This is a genomic window from Streptomyces sp. NPDC058701 (assembly GCF_042715295.1).
GTDB lineage: Bacteria > Actinomycetota > Actinomycetes > Streptomycetales > Streptomycetaceae > Streptomyces.
Window position 1 is genome coordinate 269,737 of sequence record NZ_JBHXSY010000003.1, and the last position, 17,690, is coordinate 287,426.

The window sequence follows — 17,690 nt, forward strand, 5'->3', positions numbered from 1 at the left end:
CGGCGCCCGAACGGCCCCGCGCGATGCCTGGTGTCCCGCGCGGTCCGCTGCCACCATGCCCGGGTGACCGCCACCCTGCTGCCGCCCCCGGGCGCCGAGCGCGGACCGCGCCGGTGGCCCCTCCTCGGCAATCTCCCCGCCTTCGCCCGCGATCCGCTGTCCTTCTTCGAGTCCCTGCGCGACGACTACGGGGACTGGGTGCCGTGGTCGCTCGGTCCCCACCGCAACGTGCTGGTCTCCCGGCCCGAGCACGCCGGTGAGCTGCTCGGGGCCGTTGAGTCGACCTTCAGACCGGCCGAACTGGGCTGGGCCTTCCGGCAGTTGCTGGGCAACGGCGTGGTCGTCGCCACCGGCGACGACTGGCGGCGCAAGCGGGCGCTGGTCCAGCCCGCCGTACGGCCGCGCCAGGTCCGCTCGTACGCGACCGCGATGGTGGAGTGCGCGGACGCGCTGGCCGGCGGCTGGCGCGAGGGCGACCGGATCGACGTGCACCGGGAGATGGCCGGGCTCACCCAGCGGATCGCGGTCCGCACCCTGTTCGGGAGCGACGCCGCCGGCCGCGAGGCGCCCATCAGTGCGGCCATGGCCACCGCGCAGCGGGAGCTGGGGACCGAGTTCCGCGGGATCACGCTGTTCCTGCCGCCGTGGGTGCGGACCCCGGGGCGGCGCCGGATGCGCGCCGCCGTCTCGGTCCTCGACCGGGAGATCGAGCACGTCATACGCGAGCACGAGAGCGCCTCCGCGTCGGGCGCCGAGCGGGACGACCTGCTGAGCCGGCTGCTCGCGGCCCGCGACGAACGGGGCGGCCCGCTGTCCCGCAAGGAGCTGCGGGACGAGTCCATCACCCTGTACATCGGCGGCCACGAGACTACCTCGACCACCCTGACCTGGGCCTGGCAGCTGCTGTCCGGGGCGCCCGCGGCACGGGCCAGGCTGACCGACGAATGGGACCGGGTGCTCGGCGGACGGCTGCCGACGTACGAGGACTACCCGCGGCTGACGTGGACCCGGCAGGTGGTCAAGGAGGCCCTGCGGATCTACCCGCCGATCTGGCTGATCTCGGCGGTGGCCGCGGAGGGGGCCTCCATCGGCGGGCGGGCGGTGCCCGTCGGCACCTCGGTGTGGACCAGTCCCTGGTCGGTGCACCGGGACGAGCGCTGGTTCCCGCAGCCGGAGGCCTTCCGCCCCGAGCGGTGGGACGCGGACGCGCCGGATCCGGTGCCGGAGCACGCCTGGTTCCCGTTCGGCGGCGGCCCCCGTGCCTGCCTGGGGGCGCGGTTCGCCCTCGTCGAGGCGGCGCTGGTGCTGGCCGTGCTCGGGCAGCGGTTCCACCTGGACACGGGGGTACGGCGGACCGGGGTGTTCCCCGGCCTCACCCTCCAGCCGGCGGGACCCGTCCCGGCCGTCCTGCGCACCGCCCGGCCTTAGGGCGTCCTGGACGGATCGTGCCGGGCCCGCGCTGCCCCTCCCCGCGCCGGCCGGCCCAACTGCCGCCGGGAACTGCCGCTCCGGGCCGTTTCCCCGGCCTACGTTCGTTTCGCCACAGGACCGCGGCGGACCCTCTCCGCCGCCCACACCGGGAGAAGCCCCATGAAGAAGAACAAGCTCAAGGCCGGCGGCGCCGCGGCCGTGATCGCGGCGGGCATCGCGATCACGGCGGTGGGCGCGGCGAACGCGGCCGACGCCGCTCCGAGCCAGTCCACCCGCATCACCTCCGTACAGCAGCTGCACGAGAACCTCGCCCAGGCCGTGGAGCAGGAGCAGGCGCTCGGCCTCCAGGGCACCATCGGCGGGCCCGTCGGCCGTGCGCTGGACGAGTCGACCGCCGCGATCGACGGCTGACGGGACGGGTGAGCACCGTGGGAACCGACCAGTCAGCAGCCGCGCCGGCGACCTGGTGCCCGAGCGGCGACGCCCGGGCCCCCGAGTCAGTCGTCCTCGGCGTCCGTTCGGGGGCCGACGGCCGGGTGACGTACCTCGCCGACCCGGTCCCGGCGTCCGAGGTGCTCGGAGCCGTGCCGGAGGGGATCGAACCGACCCGCGTCCTCCGGTTCGCCTCGCACTGCGTCACCGGCTGCGCGAACCGGCGGGGGAACGACTGCACCCTGGTGGAACGGGTGCTGACCCTGCCGCCGCCGGCGGCGTCGTCCGATGCCCGCGCGGTCCCACGGTGCCACCTGCGCTCCCGCTGCCAGTGGTGGCAGCAGACCGGCGTCGACGCCTGCCACCGCTGCCCGGCCGTCACCACGGCCACCTTCCAGGAGGACGAGCTGGCCACCCTGGTCGCCGACCCGTCCACCACCCCGGAGCAACTCGCCTCCTGGATCGCCGCGTCCGCCTGACCGGCGCGTCGGCACCCGGCCCCGGCCCGACGGCACCCCTCCCGCCCGGAACGCCCGGAGGGCCGAGGTGCTGCCGGGCCGTCGGCGCGTGCGGTCCGCCCGGTGGGGGCCGGGACGGCCGCATCCGCGGGCTGGGCGTCCCGACAGCAGAGACATGAGGTCCAGTCGGCGAGACACCGTTGATCCGCCCCGGCCCTCTGGCCGCTGGTTCGGCGAGGGGGTGGCCCCGGAGCTCGCCGCCATCGCGGGCCGCTCGCCCGGTAGCCGGGAAGATCCCCGCGCCCCCGAGGGTTGGTAGAACCGTGAACGATCTGATGCGGGGCGCGGGCGTGACTGCGGACACGGACGTCGACGTGGTGGTGGTCGGCGCGGGGCAGGCGGGCCTGTCCAGCGCGTACCACCTCACCCGGGCGGGGCTGGACCACGTGGTCCTGGACCACTCGCCCCGCCCGGGCGGGGCCTGGCAGTTCCGCTGGTCCTCGCTCACCTACGGCAGGGTGCACGGGATGCACTCCCTGCCCGGCATGGAGCTGACCGGGGCCGACCCGCTGCGGCCCTCGTCGGCGGTGATCGGGGAGTACTTCGCCGCGTACGAGGACCGCTTCGGCCTGCGCGTGCGGCGCCCCGTGGACGTCTCGGCGGTACGCGGCGCGGCCGACGGCCGGCTGCGGGTGGAAACCTCGGCCGGCACGTGGTCGGCGCGGGCCCTGATCAACGCCACCGGCACCTGGGACCGCCCGTTCTGGCCCCGGTACGCGGGGCAGGAGAGCTTCCGCGGACGCCAGCTGCACACCGCGAACTACCCGGGGCCGCAGGAGTTCGCGGGAGCCCGCGTCATCGTGGTGGGCGGCGGCACCTCCGCGGTGCAGCACCTGCTGGAGATATCCGCGGTGGCGTCGGAGACCGTCTGGGTGACGCGCCGGCCGCCGGTGTTCCGCGACGGGGACTTCGGTGAGGCGGAGGGCCGCGCGGCGGTCGCGCTGGTCGACGAGCGGGTACGCCGGGGACTGCCGCCGCAGAGCGTGGTCAGCGTGACCGGACTCCCGCTGAACGCGGCGGTACGGGCGGGCCTGGCCTCGGGGGTCCTCGACCGCAGGCCCGCGTTCGACCGCATCACCCCGACGGGGGCCCTCTGGGCGGACGGCAGCCGCGTGGAGGCGGACGTGATCCTGTGGGCTACCGGCTTCCGCGCGGCGGTCGACCACCTGGCCCCGCTCCATCTGCGCGAGCCGGGAGGCGGCATCCGCGTCGAGGGCACCCGGGCCGTCCGGGACGAGCGGATCCACCTGGTGGGCTACGGCCCCTCGGCGTCCACGATCGGCGCGAACCGCGCGGGCGGCGCCGCTGCCCGGGAGATCGGCCGCCTGCTGAACCGGGAGCGGACCGCGGAACCGCGGGAGGCTGCGTCGCTCCTGGCGGCCGACGCACCGGCGCGCTGATCCGCGCGGGGCGCTTCCGTGCCCCCGCCGGGGCCGCTGCCGGCCCCCGCCGTCACGGCCCGGGCAACGCCAGGTCCAGGGCGGGGTCACGGCCCTGCGCAGGGCACGGGTGGCCCGGATGGCCCGGGCGGGTCCACGGAGACTTCACGGCTCTGCCCCCTCGGTCCGCTCGTCCGGCAGGCCGCCGATCGCACGGCCGCGCCGGTGGGCCGCGCCGCTCATTGCGCGGCGGCCGCGGTCGGGCCGTCAGTGCGCGGGAGGTCCGGCCTTGGCGCGGGCGCCCGCGGCGGCGCGGAGGCGGTTGAACTCCGCCACGTGCTTCTTGTGCTCCTCGTACGTAGCCGAGAAGCGGGTGTCCCCCGGTCTGACCGTCACGAAGAACAGCCAGTCGCCGGGCGTCGGGGCGACGGCGGCCGCCATTGCCTCCAGCCCGGGGCTGTCGATCGGCGTGGGCGGCAGGCCCTGGCGTTCGTAGGAGTTGAAGGGGCTGTCGATGCGCGTCTCGGCCAGCGTGGTGTCGACCGTGCTGCGGTTGAGTGCGTAGTTGATCGTGGAGTCCATCTGGAGCGGCATCGACTTCGCCAGCCGGTTGTGCACCACGCGGGCCACTTTGCCCATGTCGGCGCGGCTGTCGGCCTCGGCCTCGATGACGCTGGCCAGCGTCGCCGTCTGGTAGGGGGTCATCCCGTGCACCCTGCCGCCGTCCGCGACCGCCCGGGTGGCGAGCTTCCGGTTCGCCGTCTGCACCATGTACGCGAGGAGTCCGGCCGGCGTGGACCTCGAGGTCACCGGGTAAAAGATAGCCCTCCGGGTTGCCCTTCGCCTCCGCGGGCAGTGCCAGTCCCGCGCTCGCCACTGCGGCCTTCGTCGAGCCGGCGGGGAGTTGGAGCTCACGGTCGACCGCGGCGTACACCTGGGAGGCCCGCCAGCCTTCGGGGATCACCAGCATCCGGGGTTCTTCGGGGGCTTCCGCGCCCTGCAGCAGCGGTATCAGGGCCACCACCCCGATCGCGAGGAGCGTACCGAGGAAGAGCGCCAGCCGGCCCCGGCGGGTGAGCCGCGAACGGCGCTGTGGTGGCGGCAGGTACTCATGACGCATGCGGGAACGCTAACCCGCGAAGCATCGCATTCCCGGCATCCCACCCGTGCGCCGGTCATACGATCACACGTTTACCGGGGCCAGCTCGGAACCCTGCGCAGCTCCCGCCCCGCGGGCCGCGTCCGGCGCCGCCACCGGCGCCAGAGCGGCGTCCCGGTCCCGGCGGACCAGGGCCGCGTACCGGCCTTCGGCCTCCAGCAGCTCTTCGTGCGTACCGCGCTCGGCTATGCGGCCCGCGTCGAGGACAACGATCTGGTCGGCGTCGCGGACGGTGGACAGCCGGTGGGCGATGGTGATGGTGGTGCGACCCGCGGAGAGGTTGTCGATGGCCTGCTGGACGGCGTGTTCGGTGCGCGTGTCCAGGGCGCTGGTGGCCTCGTCGAGGATGAGCACCGGCGGGTCCCGCAGGATGGTGCGGGCGATGGCGAGCCGCTGCTTCTCGCCCCCGGAGAACCGGTAGCCGCGCTCGCCGACCAGGGTGTCGTACCCGTCCGGCAGGGACGCGATGTGGTCGTGGATCTGGGCCGCCCGGGCCGCGTCTGCGATCTCCTCGTCGGTCGCGTCCGGCTTGGCGAAGCGCAGGTTGTCGGCGACCGAGGCGTGGAAGAGGTAGGTCTCCTGGGAGACCACGCCTATGGAGCGGGCCAGCGAGTCGAAGTCGAGGTCGCGGACGTCGACCCCGTCCAGGGCCACCCGTCCGCCGGTCACGTCGTAGAGCCGCGGCACGAGGTAGCTCAGGGTGCTCTTGCCCGAGCCCGTCGCGCCGACGACGGCGAGGGACGTGCCCGCCGGGACGGTGATGTCGATGCCCTTCAGGGCAGGCCCGCCCTCCGCGTCGTACGCGAAGTCCACGTCCTCCAGCCGGACCTCGCCCGCCGCCCGCCCCAGGCGCACCGCACCCTCGCGTTCCGTGATGTCCACCGGCAGGTCGAGGTACTCGAAGATGCGGGCGAACAGGGCGAGCGAGGTCTGGATCTGCACGCCGGTCGACAGCAGGCTCACGGCGGGCCGGAACAGGCCCTGCTGGAGGGTGACGAAGGCGACGAGGGTGCCGACGGAGAGCGAGGGCGCGCCCGTCTGCAGCGCGATGCCGGCCGCCCAGTAGATCAGCGCGGGCATGGCGGCCATGACGATGCCGATGGTGGACATCCGCCAGCGCCCGGCCATGCTGGAGCGCACCTCGAGGCTGACGAGCTTCTCGGACTCGTCGGAGAAGGACGAGGTCAGCGAGTCGGACCGCCCCATGGTGCGGCCGAGCAGGATGCCGCTGACCGACAGCGACTCGGTCACGGTCGCGGCCATCGCGGCCATCTGCTTCTGGCGCTGCATGGTGATCTTCTTGCGCTCGCGGCCGACCCGGCGGCTGATCCACACGAAGGCGGGGAGCAGCAGCAGCGAGACGAGCGTCAGCCGCCAGTCGAGCGCCAGCATGGCGACCACCGAGGCGATGACGGCTGTCAGGTTGGAGACGAGCGAGGTCGCGGTCGAGGTGACCGTGGCCTGCATTCCACCGATGTCATTGGCGATGCGGGACTGCACCTCACCGGTGCGGGTGCGGGTGAAGAAGGCCAGCGGCATCCGCTGGAGCTGGGCGTAGACGGCGGTGCGCAGGTCGTGCATGACGCGCTGGCCGACGGTGGTCGACATGTAGGTCTGGAGTACGCCGAAGACGCTGGTGACCACGGCGGTGAGGATCATGCCGAGCGCGAGGAGGCTGAGCAGCCCGGTGCGGCCCTGCGGGATCGCGACGTCGAGGATCTCCCTCAGCAGGAAGGGCGAGGCGACCCCGACCAGCGAGGAGGCGCCGACCAGGAAGCCGACGACGGCGAGCCGGCCCCGGTACGGCCGGAAGAGGGAGACGATGCGGCGCAGCTCGCGGGGCTGCTCCGCCGGGGCGGGGCGGCTGGGGTCGAGGGATTCGCTCGATGGGGTCCACTTCGGTTCTTCGGGGCGCATGGGCCTCCTTCTGACGAGACTCGAATGAGCATAGCTCATTGTTACCTATACTCACAATGAATCCGGTCCTGATACTGTCTCCCAGTATGAGGACACCTGCCGAGACCGACACCACAGACGGCGTTCTCGCCGAGCAGCTGCTGCGCCTGACCCGTCGGCTCCACCGCATCCAGAAGCGCCACTTGGAGCCGCTGGGCATCACCCCGGCCCAGGGCCGCCTGCTGCGCCTGGTCTCGCACTACGAGGGCGCCCAGCCGCCCCGGATGGCGGACCTCGCCGCCCGTCTGGAGGTCGTTCCCCGCGCCGTCACCACGCTCGTGGACGGCCTGGAGGCCGCGGACTGCGTGCGCCGCGCGCCGGACCCCGCGAACCGGCGGGTCATAAGGATCGAGCTCACCGACACCGGCCGCGCCACGCTGCGCCGTCTGCGCAACGCGCGAACCGACGCCGCGGAGGAGATCCTGGCTCCATTGACCGCCGATCAGCGCGAGATGCTCGGCGGGCTGCTGAACGCCCTGGCGGACGTCCCGCCGGAGGGCGCCTGCCGATAGGCCACGCGCGGGCCGCAACGAGGCGAGGGGTCGGACATGCCGGTGCTGGAACCGAAGCCGGGAGCGCTGCGCCCGTGCGGGATCGGCGGCCCCGCCCCCGACCGGCTGCCCGAGCACCGGGCCGGCGGCACCCCGGAGCCGCTGCGCACCGAGCTGACCGGGCTGCTCGGCGCGGAGAAGGTCCTGTGGAAGGTGTCCGACCTGGTCCGCTACGCCTCGGACGCCTCCCCCTACCGGTTCGTGCCCCAGGTCGTGGTGATCGCCGAGGACGTCGACGACGTCTCCGCGGTCCTCTCGTACGCCCGCGGCAGGCAGCGCGAGGTCGTCTTCCGCGCCGCCGGGACCTCGCTCAACGGCCAGGCGCAGGGCGAGGACATCCTCGTGGACGTGCGCCGCCACTGGGCCGGCGTCGAGGTGCTGGAGGAGGGCCGGCGCGCCCGCATCCGGCCCGGGACCACCGTCGTGCGGGCCAACGCCGCGCTGGCCCGGCACGGGCGGATCCTCGGGCCCGACCCGGCCAGCGCCATCGCCTGCACCCTGGGCGGGGTCGTCGCCAACAACGCCTCCGGCATGACGGCGGGGACCACGAGGAACGCGTACCGCACCCTCTCCTCCCTCACCCTGGTCCTGCCGACCGGAACCGTCGTCGACACGGCCGACCCGCTCGCCGACGAGGAGCTGGGCCGCGCGGAACCGGCCCTGTGCCGCGGCCTCATGGAGATCAAGCGGGAGATCGAGGCCGATCCGGGGCTCGTCGCCCGCATCCGCACGAAGTACGAGATCAAGAACACCACCGGCTACCGACTGGACGCCTACCTGGACGGCGCCACCCCCGTCGAGATCCTGCGCGGTCTCGCGGTCGGATCGGAGGGCACCCTCGGCTTCATCTCCGAGGTCGTGTTCGACACGCTCCCGCTGGACCGCGAGCTCTGCACCGGCCTGCTGTTCTTCCCCTCCCTGCCGGCCGCGGCCGCCGCCGTACCGCTCTTCAACGCGGCGGGGGCCCTCGCCGTCGAGCTGATGGACGGCAACACCCTGCGCGCCTCGGTCAGCGTCGCCGGCGTCCCCGCGGACTGGGGGGACCTGCCGCGGGAGACCACGGCGCTGCTGGTGGAGTTCCGGGCGCCGGACGAGGCGGGACGCGCCGCCTGCGAGCGCCGCGCGGCCGAGGTCCTCGCGGGGCTGGACCTGGTCGCCCCGGCCGCCTCCGTGACCAACGCCTTCACCCGGGACGCGCAGACCGTCAACGGCTACTGGACGGCCCGCAAGGCCTTCGTCACCGCCGTCGGCGGAGCCCGCGCCCCGGGCACCACCCTGATCACCGAGGACTTCGCCGTACCGCCCGCGCGACTGGCCGAGGCCTGCGAGGCCCTCCTCGAACTCCAGGCCCGGCACGGCTTCGACGCGGCCGTCGCCGGCCACGCGGCCCACGGCAACCTGCACTTCCTGCTCGCCTTCGACGCCGCCGACCCGGCCGACGTCGAGCGGTACGCCGCGTTCATGGACGCCTTCTGCCGGCTCACCGTGGAGCGCTTCGACGGTTCCCTGAAGGCCGAGCACTCCACCGGACGCAACATGGCACCCTTCGTCGAACGGGAATGGGGCCCCGGGCCCACCGAGCTGATGTGGCGCACCAAGCGGCTCGTGGACCCGGACGGGGTGCTGGCCCCGCGCATCCTCCTCGACCGCGACCCGCGGGCCCACCTGCGCGGGCTGAAGACGATCCCGCGGGTGGAGGCGCCGGCGGACCCGTGCATCGAGTGCGGCTTCTGCGAACCGACCTGCCCCAGCGGGGACCTGACGACCACACCGCGCCAGCGGATCGTGCTGCGGCGCGAGATGACCCGCCAGCAGCCCGGCTCCCCCGTGCTGGACGGCCTGCTCGACGCCTACGGCTACGACGCGGTCGACACCTGCGCCGGCGACTCCACCTGCAAGCTCGCCTGCCCGGTCGGCATCGACACCGGCGCGCTGATGAAGGACTTCCGCCACCGACGGCACGGCGCCCGCGAGGAACGGACGGCCGCACTCGCCGCGCGGCGGTTCGCGACCGTGGAGACGGCCGCCCGGCTGGCCGTGGCCGCTGCCGCGAAGATCACCGACCGGGTCGGGGACGGGCTGCTCGAAGCCGTCACGGGAGCCGCGCGCAGGACCGTACGCCCGGACCTCGTACCGCAGTGGCTGCCGCAGGTCCCCGGGGCCGCCGCCCGGCGGCTGCCCGTCACCCCACGGGTGGGCGCCGCGGCCGTCTACTACCCGGCCTGCGTCAACCGGATCTTCGGCGGCCCGGAGGCCCGCCCCGGCCCCTCGCTGCCGGAGGCCGTGGTGGCCGTGTCGCAGCGGGCCGGGAAACCCGTGTGGATCCCGCGCGACGTGCACGGCACCTGCTGCGCGACGATCTGGCACTCCAAGGGGTACGACGCGGGGAACCGGGTGATGGCCAACCGGATCGTCGAGGCGGCCTGGGGCTGGACGGCCGGCGGGCGGCTGCCGCTGGTGGTCGACGCCTCCTCCTGCACCCTGGGCATCGCGCACGAGGTGGTCCCGTACCTGACGGACGACAACCGGGCGCTGCACGCGGAGCTGAGCGTCGTCGACTCGGTCGTCTGGGCGGCGGACGAACTGCTGCCGCACCTGGAGATCCGGCGCACCGCCGGGTCTGCCGTGCTCCACCCCACCTGCTCGATGCGGCACTTGGGCGACGAGGCGCAGCTGTTCGCGGTCGCCGCGGCGTGCGCCGACGAGGTGGTCGTACCGAACGACGCCGGATGCTGCGCCTTCGCGGGCGACCGCGGCATGCTGCATCCGGAGCTGGCGGCCGCGGCGACGGCCCGGGAGGCCGCCGAGGTCACCGCGCGGTCCTTCGACGCGCACCTCTCGGCGAACCGCATGTGCGAGGTGGGCATGGACCGGGCCACGGGGCGGACCTACTACTCGGCCCTGCTCGAACTGGAGCACGCCACCCGCCCCTGAACGGGAGAGACGTACCGCGACGCCCACCCGCGGATGGAAAATCGATTGCCCGGAACGGGTCCGGAAGGCGAACCTTGCACGGTTTGAACCACTCGACCGTCATGGGGCGTCATGCAGATCAGCGATCTTCCGTATCCGGACCCCGGGGTACCCGACGCCCGTTCCGGCCCCCGCTTCCTCGTGTGGCTCGGACGCGGCCAACTCGGCGGCCAGGCCAAGAGCCTGTGCTGGGGTCTGGTGCACTTCTCCGGCATCGCCGGACTCCCCTACGCGGTGGGTCTCGGCGTCGGGGCGGTCGTCGACCGCGACGCGCACCGCCTTCTCCTCGTCGGCGTCCTGCTCCTTCTGCTCGGTGCGGCCATCACCGTCGGCGACGCCATGCTCCACCGCACCGCCGTCACCAACTGGATCACCGCCGCCGCCCGCGTGCAGCAACTGCTCGCGCGCAAGACGGCCGAACTGGGCTCGGCGCTGAGCCGGCGGGTCGCCGCCGGTGAGGTGATCGCGGTGTCCACCGGTGACGTCGAGAAGATCGGCTGGTTCGTCGAAGCCGTGTCCCGGTTCCTCGCCGCCGCCTTCGCCGTCGTCCTCGTGTGCGCCGGGCTGCTCTTCTACGCCCCCGCCCTCGGCGTGGTCGTGGCGATCGGCGTCCCGGTGGTCGCCCTGGCCGCACTGCCGCTGCTGCCGCGCGCCACCCGGCGCGCCGACTTCCAGCGGGAGAAGGCGGGCAGGGCGACCGAGCTGGCCTCGGACACGGTCGCGGGGCTGCGGGTGCTGCGCGGAATCGGCGGCGAGGAGCTGTTCCTCGGCCGCTACCGCGAGGCGTCGCAGGAGGTCCGCAAGGCCGCCGTGCGCAGTGCCCGGATGTGGGCGCTGATCTCCGCGATCCAGGTGCTCCTGCCGGGCGCGCTGCTGATCACGGTCGTCTGGTACGGGGCCACGCTGGTCGTGGACGGGCGCATCGCGGTGGGCGAACTCGTGGCCGCGTTCAGCGCGGTGGCCACGCTGCTCTACCCGCTGCGGCACTTCGAGGAGATCGCGATGGCGTACTCCTTCTCCCGTCCCTCCGCCGAGCGGGCCGCCCGGGTGCTGTCGCTGACGCGCGCGGACGCCGGGGAGCCGGGGTCCGCGGAGCAGGAGGCACGGCCGGTCCCGGACGCGCCCGCGCCGGGAGCCGACCTGTACGACCCGCAGACCGGGCTGCAGGCACCGACGGGCCGGTTCACCGCCGTGGTGTGCGGGGACCCGGACCTCGCGGGGCGGCTCGCCGAGCGGCTGGGCGGGCATCCGATGGACGGGGCCGGCGGCGCCTCGGTGCTGTTGGGCGGGGTCGCGCTGGACGAGCTCGCGCTGGACACCGCGCGCACGCTCGTCCTCGTACAGGACAAGGACCCGGTGCTGCTGTCGGGCACGCTGCGCGAGCTGTTCGACGTACCGGCTTCGGGAGCGGTCGAACCGGCGGCCGCGCTGGAGGCCGCCCGGTGCGCGGACGTGCTGGACGCGCTGGTCCAGGCGGCCCCGGACGGGGTCGACGACCCGATGGACGCGCGGATCACCGAGCGCGGCCGGTCACTGTCCGGCGGGCAGCGTCAGCGTCTCGCGCTGGCCCGGTCGCTGGTGACCGACCCGGAGGTGCTGGTGCTGGACGAGCCGACCTCGGCGGTCGACTCGCACACGGAGGCGTGGATCGCGGACGGCATCGCGGCCCTGCGCGCCGGCCGAACCACAGTGGTGCTTGCGTCCTCGCCCCTGCTGCTGGACCGCGCCGACCGGGTCGTCCTGATCCACGGGGGCGTGGTGGCGGCGACCGGTACGCACCGCGAGCTGCTGCACGGCGAACCCCTCTACCGGGCGGTCGTCACCCGGGAGACAGAACAGGAACAGCGGCTCGCACGGCTTGAACTGACCGAGCTCGAAGAAGCACTCACAGAGATCGAGGAGTCCGCATGATCGGCGTGGCGCCGCCGGACTACGATCCGGCGGCCCCCGAATCGGCCGCGACCCTGCCCGTGGGCACGTCGGCGACCGTACGGGACTATGTGCGCGGGCTGTTCCGACGGCACCGGCGGGCCTTCGTGCTGCTGGTGACGGTCAACGCGGTCGCGGTGATCGCCTCCATGGCCGGCCCGTACCTGCTGGGCCGGGTCGTGGACGACCTGACGGCTGGGGTGCGCGAGCTCCACTTGGGGCAGGTGGCGCTGCTGTTCGCGGCGGCGCTCGCCGTGCAGACCTTCTTCGTCCGGCTGGTCCGGCTGCGGGGGGCGGTGCTCGGCGAGGAGATGCTGGCCGACCTGCGCGAGGACTTCCTGGTGCGGTCGGTGGGGCTGCCTCCGGGCGTCCTGGAGCGGGCCGGTACCGGTGACCTGCTGTCGCGGATCACCACCGACATCGACCGGCTGGCCAACGCCATGCGCGAGGCGGTGCCGCAGCTGGCCATCGGCGTGGTGTGGGCGGGTCTGCTCTTCGGGGCGCTCGCGGTGACGGCGCCTCCGCTGGCGCTGGCCGCGCTGGTGGCGCTGCCGGTCCTGGTGATCGGCTGTCGCTGGTACTTCCGGCGGGCGCCGTCGGCGTACCGGTCGGAGTCGGCCGGGTACGCGGCGGTCGCGGCCGCGCTCTCCGAGACGGTCGACGCGGGCCGCACGGTCGAGGCGCACCGCCTGGGGCCGGACCGGATCTCGCTGTCGGAGCGGCGCGTCAAGGAGTGGACGGCCTGGGAGCGGTACACGCTGTTCCTGCGGACGGTCCTCTTCCCCGTCGTCAACGTCACCTACATGACGATCCTCGGATCGGTGCTGCTGGTCGGCGGCTACTGCGTGCTGCGGGGCTGGATCTCGGTGGGGCAGATGACCACGGGGGCGCTGCTGGCGCAGATGATGGTCGACCCGATCGGGCTGATCCTGCGCTGGTACGACGAGCTGCAGATCGCGCAGGTGTCCCTGGCGCGCCTGGTGGGCGTGCGGGAGATCGAGCCGGAGGCGGGCGACGAGGCCGTCGCCCCGCAGGGCCGCGCGGTCCGCGCGGACGAGGTGCACTTCGGCTACCGGGAGGGCGTGGACGTCCTGCACCGGGTCTCGATGGCGGTGCCGCCGGGGACCCGGATGGCGCTGGTCGGTCCGTCGGGTGCGGGCAAGTCCACCCTGGGCCGGCTGCTGGCGGGCATCTACGCGCCCCGCACCGGCGAGGTCACCCTCGGGGGTGCGCAGTTGTCGCGGATGCCGGCGGAGCGGGTGCGCGAGCACGTGGCGCTGGTCAACCAGGAGCACCACGTGTTCGTGGGCTCGCTGCGGGACAATCTGCGCCTGGCGCGTACGGCCGCCGGGGACGCGGAGCTGTGGTCGGCGCTGGAGGCGGTCGACGCCGAGGGCTGGGCGCGGGCCCTGGAGGCCGGACTGGACACCGAGGTCGGCTCCGGCGGCACGGCGCTGACCCCGGCGCAGGCGCAGCAGGTCGCGCTGGCCCGGCTGGTGCTGGCCGATCCGCACACGCTGGTCCTGGACGAGGCCACGTCGCTGCTGGACCCGCGCGCGGCACGGCACCTGGAGCGCTCGCTCGCCCGGGTGCTGGACGGCCGTACGGTCATCGCGATCGCCCACCGGCTGCACACGGCGCACGACGCGGACGTGATCGCGGTGGTCGAGGACGGCCGGATCAGCGAACTCGGCTCGCACGACGAGCTGGTGGCGGCCGACGGGGCGTACGCGTCGCTGTGGCGTTCCTGGCACGGCTGACCGGGCCGCCGGGCCGCCGCCGGGCGCGGCGACCCTGCACGAGGCCCCCGGCCCCGCATCGGCGGTGGCCGGGGGCCTCGTACGTGCGGCGGGGCCCCCGCCGGGGATCAGATGAAGCCGAGGGCGGAGGCTCCGCCGAAGCCGCCGAGCAGCACGAACACCGGCATGAGGACCTTGAGCTCCACCCAGCTGCCCGCACGGAAGCGCATCAGCCTGGGCGGACCGATCGGGTACCAGCGCTTGCCGGCGATCGGGAGCGGCCACAGGACGGGGCAGCCGGACACGGTCAGGGCGTCGCCGATGTCGTGGACCAGGGCTCCGAGCATGATCGGCAGGCCGAGCCACAGGTACTCCTGACCCGGGGCGTCGAACAGCCAGCCCGCGCCGTTGCCCGGCTGGTCGAGCACGCCGGCCAGGATCCACGCGCTGGTGGCGCCCAGCAGCCAGACCAGGATGTCGCTGGACATCCGGGCGGCGCGCCAGAGCAGTCCCTCGACGGCCAGCACGAGGTGGACGAAGAGGAGCGCGAGCACGCCCCACCGGTCGGTGGTGACGGCCAGGGCGGAGGCGCCGGCGCCGATCAGGACCGCCCAGAGCCAGGTGTGCGTCAGGGTCCGGTGGCCCCCGGTGCGGCGGGCGTCCCTCGGGGAGCGGGTCGCCTTGTAGACACCGTAGGAGATCTTGTCGACCACCTCGCACAGGCCGCGGGAGAGCGGACCGAAGGCGCGCGAGATCGTCGCCGACTTGTGGTCGAGGTCGGGCGCCAGAGCCGCTCCGGCGCAGATCAGCGCGCCGACGACGAGGACCGGCCACGGCATCGGGTGTCCGGCGGCCGCCGTCGCCGCCCCCACCCCCAGCCAGGCTGCCGCGCCGGACAGTGAGTGCGCCGGACCCATCATGGTCGTTCCCCGCCCCGGTGGTGTGCTGGTCGGGCCCGGTCGACGGAGTCGATCGGGCCGCATCGACGGCACAGCGTACCGTTGACGATCTTCGTTCCGGCCGCCGGTTCCCGCATCCGGGGCGAAGACAGGCAAGATGGGGGGTGTGACCCTCATTGATCAGCTCCCGCCGACTGCCGACCCCGACGCGCTCTTCGAGGCCTTCTCCTCGTGGGCGGAGGGCCAGGGCATCGCCCTGTACCCGGCACAGGAGGAGGCGCTGATCGAGGTCGTCTCCGGCGCGAACGTGATCCTGTCCACCCCGACCGGCTCCGGCAAGAGCCTGGTGGCCGCGGGCGCACACTTCACGGCGCTGGCCCAGGACAAGGTGACGTTCTACACGGCCCCCATCAAGGCGCTCGTGTCGGAGAAGTTCTTCGACCTGTGCAAGCTCTTCGGCACCGAGAACGTCGGCATGCTGACCGGCGACGCCTCCGTGAACGCGGACGCGCCGGTGATCTGCTGTACCGCCGAGGTCCTCGCCTCCATCGCCCTGCGCGACGGCAGGCACGCCGACATCGGCCAGGTCGTCATGGACGAGTTCCACTTCTACGCCGAGCCGGACCGCGGCTGGGCGTGGCAGATCCCGCTGCTGGAGCTGCCGCAGGCGCAGTTCATCCTGATGTCGGCGACCCTCGGCGACATGAAGCGGTTCGAGGAGGACCTGACCCGGCGCACCGGGCGCCCCACCTCGATGGTCCGCTCCGCCACGCGGCCGGTCCCGCTCTCGTACGAGTACGTCACCACGCCGATCACCGACACCATCACCGAGCTGCTGGAGACCCGGCAGGCGCCGGTCTACATCGTGCACTTCACCCAGGCCCAGGCGGTCGAGCGGGCGCAGTCGCTCATGAGCATCAACATGTGCACCCGCGAGGAGAAGGACAAGATCGCCGAGCTCATCGGCAACTTCCGCTTCACCACCAAGTTCGGCCAGAACCTCTCCCGCTACGTCCGGCACGGCATCGGCGTGCACCACGCCGGCATGCTGCCCAAGTACCGGCGCCTGGTGGAGAAGCTCGCCCAGGCCGGTCTGCTGAAGGTCATCTGCGGTACCGACACCCTCGGCGTCGGCGTCAACGTGCCCATCCGCACCGTGCTGTTCACCGCGCTCACCAAGTACGACGGCAACCGGGTCCGCACGCTGCGCGCCCGCGAGTTCCACCAGATCGCCGGCCGGGCCGGCCGCGCCGGGTTCGACACGGCGGGCTACGTGGTCGCCCAGGCGCCCGAGCACGTCATCGAGAACGAGAAGGCGCTCGCGAAGGCGGGCGACGACCCGAAGAAGCGCCGCAAGGTGGTGCGCAAGAAGGCCCCCGAGGGCTTCGTCGCCTGGTCGGACACCACCTTCGAGAAGCTCATCGCCGCCGACCCGGAGGCGCTGACCTCGCGCTTCAAGGTCACCAACATCATGCTGCTGTCGGTCATCGCCCGGCCCGGCGACGCCTTCAAGGCGATGCGCCACCTCCTCGAGGACAACCACGAACCGCGCAAGGCCCAGCTGCGGCACATCCGCCGGGCCATCGCGATCTACCGCTCGCTGCTGGACGGCGGGGTCGTCGAGAAGCTGGACACCCCCGACGCGGAGGGCCGCACCATCCGGCTCACCGTCGACCTCCAGCAGGACTTCGCGCTGAACCAGCCGCTGTCGACCTTCGCACTGGCCTCGTTCGACCTGCTGGACCCGGAGTCGCCCTCCTACGCGCTCGACATGGTGTCCGTCGTCGAGTCCACGCTCGACGACCCGCGCCAGATCCTCGCCGCGCAGCAGAACAAGGAACGCGGCACGGCGATCGGCCAGATGAAGGCCGACGGGATCGAGTACGAGGAGCGGATGGAACGGCTCCAGGACATCACCTATCCCAAGCCGCTCGAAGAGCTCCTCTTCCACGCCTACGACGTGTACGCGAAGAGCCACCCGTGGGTGCGGGACCACCCCGTCTCCCCGAAGTCGATCATCCGCGACATGTACGAGCGCGCGATGACCTTCACCGAGTTCACCTCGTACTACGAGCTGGCCCGCACCGAGGGCATCGTGCTGCGCTACCTGGCCAGTGCCTTCAAGGCGCTGGACCACACCATTCCCGACGACCTGAAGTCCGAGGACCTCCAGGACCTGATCGCCTGGCTCGGCGAGCTGGTCCGCCAGGTCGACTCCAGCCTGCTGGACGAGTGGGAGCAGCTGGCGAACCCGGAGGTGGAGACGGCGGAGCAGGCCCAGGAGAAGGCGGACCAGGTCAAGCCGGTCACCGCCAACGCGCGCGCCTTCCGCGTCCTGGTCCGCAACGCCATGTTCCGCCGGGTGGAGCTGGCCGCCCTGGACCACGTCAACGTCCTGGGCGAGCTGGACGCCGAGTCCGGCTGGGACGCCGACGCCTGGGGCGAGGCGATGGACGGTTACTGGGACGAGTACGACGACCTGGGCACCGGCCCGGACGCGCGCGGACCCAAGCTCCTGCAGATCGAGGAGGACCCGGCGCACGGCCTGTGGCGCGTCCGCCAGACCTTCGCGGACCCCAACGGGGACCACGGCTGGGGCATCAGCGCCGAGGTCGACCTCGCCGCCTCCGACGAGGAGGGCCGCGCGGTCCTCCGCGTCACCTCGGTGGGCGAGCTCGGCCAGCTCTGACCGGCTCCCGCCGCCCGCCACCCCCCGCAGCCCCG

General features: G+C 73.4%; 11 protein-coding genes and 1 pseudogene. 9 read left to right on the plus strand and 3 right to left on the minus strand.

Going from position 1 to position 17,690, the window contains the following annotated elements; all coding sequences use genetic code 11:
• Window positions 1-63 precede the first annotated feature (63 nt).
• The 4 genes from ACFWW8_RS04680 (at window position 64) to ACFWW8_RS04695 (ending at window position 3,781) form a co-directional block, all read left to right on the plus strand.
• Window positions 64-1,428, plus strand: a complete 1,365-nt coding sequence (locus ACFWW8_RS04680; RefSeq protein ID WP_386523576.1) for a cytochrome P450 — start codon at window positions 64-66, stop codon at window positions 1,426-1,428.
• A gap of 162 nt (window positions 1,429-1,590) precedes the next feature.
• A complete protein-coding gene (locus ACFWW8_RS04685) occupies window positions 1,591-1,842 on the plus strand; it encodes a hypothetical protein (RefSeq protein ID WP_386523579.1) in 252 nt (83 codons plus the stop codon).
• 17 nt (window positions 1,843-1,859) lie between these two features.
• Window positions 1,860-2,342 carry a hypothetical protein gene (locus ACFWW8_RS04690; RefSeq protein WP_386523582.1) on the plus strand — a complete coding sequence of 161 codons (483 nt, stop codon included), beginning with the start codon at window positions 1,860-1,862 and terminating at the stop codon, window positions 2,340-2,342.
• Window positions 2,343-2,656: 314 nt separating this feature from the next.
• Window positions 2,657-3,781 carry an FAD-dependent oxidoreductase gene (locus ACFWW8_RS04695; RefSeq protein ID WP_386523730.1) on the plus strand — a complete coding sequence of 375 codons (1,125 nt, stop codon included), beginning with the start codon at window positions 2,657-2,659 and terminating at the stop codon, window positions 3,779-3,781.
• A 246-nt stretch (window positions 3,782-4,027) separates the two neighbouring features.
• Here the strand turns inward: ACFWW8_RS04695 and mltG are convergent.
• Both mltG and ACFWW8_RS04705 read right to left on the minus strand, forming a co-directional pair.
• Window positions 4,028-4,880, minus strand: a pseudogene (gene mltG / locus ACFWW8_RS04700) (endolytic transglycosylase MltG).
• Window positions 4,881-4,943: 63 nt separating this feature from the next.
• Window positions 4,944-6,836, minus strand: a complete 1,893-nt coding sequence (locus tag ACFWW8_RS04705; RefSeq protein WP_386523585.1) for an ABC transporter ATP-binding protein — start codon at window positions 6,834-6,836, stop codon at window positions 4,944-4,946.
• An 86-nt stretch (window positions 6,837-6,922) separates the two neighbouring features.
• On the opposite strand from ACFWW8_RS04705, the gene ACFWW8_RS04710 reads away from it, so the two are divergent.
• From ACFWW8_RS04710 to ACFWW8_RS04725, 4 genes are all read left to right on the plus strand, one after another.
• Window positions 6,923-7,387 carry a MarR family winged helix-turn-helix transcriptional regulator gene (locus ACFWW8_RS04710; protein WP_386523588.1) on the plus strand — a complete coding sequence of 155 codons (465 nt, stop codon included), beginning with the start codon at window positions 6,923-6,925 and terminating at the stop codon, window positions 7,385-7,387.
• A 36-nt stretch (window positions 7,388-7,423) separates the two neighbouring features.
• Window positions 7,424-10,360, plus strand: coding sequence for an FAD-binding and (Fe-S)-binding domain-containing protein (locus ACFWW8_RS04715; protein ID WP_386523591.1), 2,937 nt, complete (start codon window positions 7,424-7,426; stop codon window positions 10,358-10,360).
• A gap of 111 nt (window positions 10,361-10,471) precedes the next feature.
• Window positions 10,472-12,310, plus strand: a complete 1,839-nt coding sequence (locus ACFWW8_RS04720; RefSeq protein WP_386523594.1) for an ABC transporter transmembrane domain-containing protein — start codon at window positions 10,472-10,474, stop codon at window positions 12,308-12,310.
• On the plus strand, window positions 12,307-14,088 hold the full coding sequence (locus ACFWW8_RS04725) for an ABC transporter ATP-binding protein (protein ID WP_386523597.1): 1,782 nt from the start codon (window positions 12,307-12,309) through the stop codon (window positions 14,086-14,088). Before ACFWW8_RS04720 ends, ACFWW8_RS04725 begins: the two co-directional genes overlap by 4 nt.
• Before the next feature lie 107 nt (window positions 14,089-14,195).
• Here the strand turns inward: ACFWW8_RS04725 and ACFWW8_RS04730 are convergent, their stop codons facing one another.
• Complete coding sequence (locus tag ACFWW8_RS04730; RefSeq protein WP_386523598.1) at window positions 14,196-14,987, minus strand: metal-dependent hydrolase; 792 nt, start codon at window positions 14,985-14,987, stop codon at window positions 14,196-14,198.
• 145 nt (window positions 14,988-15,132) lie between these two features.
• Between ACFWW8_RS04730 and ACFWW8_RS04735 the strand changes: the two genes are divergently transcribed.
• Window positions 15,133-17,655, plus strand: a complete 2,523-nt coding sequence (locus ACFWW8_RS04735; RefSeq protein ID WP_386523601.1) for a DEAD/DEAH box helicase — start codon at window positions 15,133-15,135, stop codon at window positions 17,653-17,655.
• Window positions 17,656-17,690 lie beyond the last annotated feature (35 nt).

Excerpts from the sequence above, each read along its gene's own strand:
- ACFWW8_RS04685 (WP_386523579.1), top strand. The coding sequence starts at position 1,591 with ATGAAGAAGAACAAGCTCAAGGCCGGCGGCGCCGCGGCCGTGATCGCG.
- ACFWW8_RS04720 (WP_386523594.1), top strand. The coding sequence starts at position 10,472 with ATGCAGATCAGCGATCTTCCGTATCCGGACCCCGGGGTACCCGACGCC.
- ACFWW8_RS04725 (WP_386523597.1), top strand. The coding sequence starts at position 12,307 with ATGATCGGCGTGGCGCCGCCGGACTACGATCCGGCGGCCCCCGAATCG.
- ACFWW8_RS04730 (WP_386523598.1), bottom strand. The coding sequence starts at position 14,987 with ATGATGGGTCCGGCGCACTCACTGTCCGGCGCGGCAGCCTGGCTGGGG.
- ACFWW8_RS04715 (WP_386523591.1), top strand. The coding sequence starts at position 7,424 with ATGCCGGTGCTGGAACCGAAGCCGGGAGCGCTGCGCCCGTGCGGGATC.
- ACFWW8_RS04705 (WP_386523585.1), bottom strand. The coding sequence starts at position 6,836 with ATGCGCCCCGAAGAACCGAAGTGGACCCCATCGAGCGAATCCCTCGAC.
- ACFWW8_RS04710 (WP_386523588.1), top strand. The coding sequence starts at position 6,923 with ATGAGGACACCTGCCGAGACCGACACCACAGACGGCGTTCTCGCCGAG.
- ACFWW8_RS04695 (WP_386523730.1), top strand. The coding sequence starts at position 2,657 with ATGCGGGGCGCGGGCGTGACTGCGGACACGGACGTCGACGTGGTGGTG.